Source organism: Ruminococcus sp. (genome assembly GCF_017650195.1).
In the GTDB taxonomy this organism is placed as follows: domain Bacteria; phylum Bacillota; class Clostridia; order Oscillospirales; family Ruminococcaceae; genus Ruminococcus.
This window is the reverse complement of sequence record NZ_JAGCFH010000233.1, coordinates 1-3,433: the sequence shown is the minus strand read 5'-3', so window position 1 is coordinate 3,433 and position 3,433 is coordinate 1. Positions and strand designations below refer to the sequence as shown.

Here is a 3,433-nt window from a genome sequence, read left to right as displayed (position 1 = left end):
GGGACTGAGTTTTTTTACAGTCCCTTTTTGTTCTATATAAGCTTTCTTTCATCACAGTATTCACATTCAAGAAGAGTTTCATCGCCGCTTGAACGGAAGCTCTTAGGTAGATATTCCTCGTGATTTGTGATACATTTTGGATTAGAGCACTTTACGCCTCCGAAGACTCTGCCTTTAAGTGTTTCAGAACCTTTCTTTTCCTTCAGGATAGTCATTATAAGCGCCATTCGTACATACATACCATACTTTGCTTGCCTGAAGTACATAGCTCTTTCATCATCATCGACCTCTACGGTTATTTCATCCACACGTGGTAGAGGGTGCATAACGATCATATCTTTTCTTGCACTTAGCATTTTTTTCTTGTCGAGAACGTAAGTGTTTTTCTGAGCAAGATACTCTTCTTCATTCGCGAACCGTTCCTGCTGTATTCTTGTCATATAAAGCACATCAAGGTTGCCTATTGCTTCTTCAAGGGTATGGATCTCCTTGTAGCTGCTTCCGTTGGCTTTTATGATATCCTTTATGTATGCAGGCATACCAAGCTCATTAGTAGATATGAATACGAACTTATTGTCGGGGAACATACTTAGTGCCTTACAAAGTGAGTGTACAGTTCTTCCGTTTAGAAGGTCGCCACACATTCCCACAGTAAGTCCAGACAGCCTTTTTTTCTCGATTTTCAGCGTAAGAAGGTCAGTCAGAGTTTGAGTGGGATGAAGATGACCACCGTCGCCTGCATTTATAACAGAGCAGTCGGCTGTTAGAGAGGCTGCTTTTGCAGCACCTGCGATAGGGTGACGAATAACAAGTACATCTGAATAATTGCTAACTATCTTTGTAGTATCCTTTATCGTCTCACCTTTGGAAACGGAAGAATTGGCAGGATTGTCGAATCCGATTATCTGTCCACCAAGACGTATCATAGCGGTCTGAAATGACATTTGAGTTCTTGTAGAAGGCTCATAGAAAAGAGTAGCCATTATCTTTCCGTCACAAGCATGAGCAAACTTTTCAGGTGATATGTATATCTCTTCACCAAGCTCGACCACTTTTTTCCACCAAGCAACAGGATAATCATTCAAGTCTATAAGGTGCTGATATTCTGAAAACATATTATTTGACCTCCGGTACGGTTTACAGTATCTTACTACCGTTTATTATCATTTCGAACTGAACTCCGAGATATTCGGAAGCCCTTCTGCAAAGCAGCATACGTTTCATAAATATCTCAAAATATTCAAGCACAGAAGATATTTCTGTATCTATCTGTAGTTCAAGTATTATAGATGACTTATCTTCATTGAATCTAACATTGGATTTTTCAACTGCATAGTTTACGCGATCGTGTATATCAAAGGTAAGAAGATCTGTATTCCGGACACGGCTCCTTCGAACATCGGTCTTGTCACCGATTATCATGGCAGCTGATATAGCGTCAAGAGGCTGACCTGTTCCCTCATCGTGATTTCCTATAGCGGAAATTATGGAACATATCTCGTCCGCTGGCATACTGAGACAGTCAAGAAGCCTGAAAGCCATAACAGCTCCGCTTTGAGCGTGATCAACTCTATTTATGACGTTGCCGATATCGTGCATTATCGAAGCAATACGTGCGAGTTCAACAGTGCGCTCGTCAAATCCTAAACCTTCCAGAATCATCGCGGATGTATGAGCAACACGCTCTACATGTGGAAAGGAATGTTCTGTATATCCGAGAGCTTCAAGCGCTTGATCTGCCCGCCTGATATATTCCATGATATCAGGATTCTGTTTAATGTATTTATACGTAACTATACTTGCCATAATATCTCCTGTAAATCAATATTTTCCGTCGTTTTCAAAATACACTTTATACCATATAAGGAATATGAAAACTGTCCAGATTTTTCTGCTGTTGTCTGCTTTGCCGTCGCGGTGATCGTAAAGCAACTTGAGCAGGGGAGCGGTGTTGAAGAATTTCTTTGAATTTTCGCTCTCAAAACAGCTCTTTACTACATTATAGTATTTTTCTTCCTTTAGCCATACCCTTATGGGAACCGGGAAGCCGAGCTTCTTTTTTGCTGCTGTTTTTGCTGTCTGCTCTGGAGTGTCCTTCTTTGCAGCAAGTCTCATGGCATATTTAGTTATATATTTTGTTTCATCAGTGCCTTTTTCGTGTGTGACTCTGTATTTCGTAGGTATTTTTTCAGCTAGAGCCATGACTTCTTTATCAAGGAAGGGGACTCTCAGCTCAAGAGAATTTGCCATACTCATTTTATCGGCTTTAAGCAGTATATCGCCAGCCATCCACAGATGCAGATCAAGATACTGCATTTTTGTAACGTCGTCTTTGTCTTTAACATTATCATAGAAAGGTTTAGTTATCACCGTAGGCTCAGGAGCATTCGTATTAATTTTAAGAAGTGATTTTCTCTCATCAGGAGTAAACATATAAGCATTACCTATAAAACGCTCCTCAACATCCTTGCCTTTTCGTACAAAGAAATTAACTCCTCTTTTTGCTGGAAGTTTTGCAGCTACCTTACCGAAACCTCTTTTTATCGTTCTTGGTAATTTATCGTAAACTGTGCCGTTTGGGTCGCTGTAAACATTATATCCACCGAATATCTCGTCGGCGCCCTCGCCTGAAAGAACGACCTTTAGCTTTTCAGAAGCTATATTGCAGACAAAATACAAAGCGACTGCCGAGGGATCTGCAAGAGGTTCATCCATGTGATACTGTATCATGGAAAGACTGTCCCAGTATTCTTCAGGTGTAATTACCTTACTGGTATTCTCTTTGCCGATATATTTTGAGAAATTTTTAGCCCAGCCTATCTCGTTGTATTTTTCATCATTTCCAAAGCCGACAGTAAATGTCTTATCAACATCGGCAATTGCTGCAACATAGCTTGAATCTACGCCGCTTGAAAGGAATGAGCCTACCTCTACATCTGCGATTTTATGAGCTTCAACGGAATTATGGAATATATCGGATATCTTATTTACCCATTCGTTAAGCTCAGGTTTATCATCTGCATTGAACTGTACGTCCCAGTAACGCTTTGTCTCGAAATGTCCATCCTTGAATTTGAAAAAATGAGCAGGAGGCAACTTATAAACATTTTTAAAAAATGTTTCCGAGGTAGGGGAGTACTGAAAAGTAAGATAGTTTTCCAGTGCCGCTGTATTAAGCTCTTTATTAAAACTTGGATGTTCAAGAAAACTTTTTATCTCAGAGCCGAACATTAACGTACCGTTCATATTAGCATAATACATAGGCTTTATACCGAAAAAGTCACGTGCGCCAAAGAGTTCTTTTTTGATTTTATCCCATATAACAAAGGAAAACATTCCTCTAAGCATATCGAGAAGCTTTTCACCGTATTCTTCGTAACCGTGTATGAGAACTTCCGTATCTGTGTTCGTTCTGAATTTATGTCCAGCCTCG

The 3,433-nt window shown here is 40.0% G+C and carries 3 protein-coding genes; all 3 read right to left on the bottom strand.

Translation table 11 applies throughout. The features are described from left to right. Nucleotides 1-32: 32 nt before the first annotated feature. Complete coding sequence (pyrB, locus tag J6U00_RS10790; RefSeq protein ID WP_296581738.1) at nt 33-1,115, bottom strand: aspartate carbamoyltransferase; 1,083 nt, start codon at nt 1,113-1,115, stop codon at nt 33-35. A gap of 22 nt (nt 1,116-1,137) precedes the next feature. Then, a complete protein-coding gene (locus J6U00_RS10785) occupies nt 1,138-1,806 on the bottom strand; it encodes an HD domain-containing protein (protein WP_296581737.1) in 669 nt (222 codons plus the stop codon). A gap of 15 nt (nt 1,807-1,821) precedes the next feature. Further along, on the bottom strand, nt 1,822-3,433 hold a 1,612-nt coding region (asnB, locus tag J6U00_RS10780; protein WP_296581736.1), incomplete at its 5' end, for an asparagine synthase (glutamine-hydrolyzing).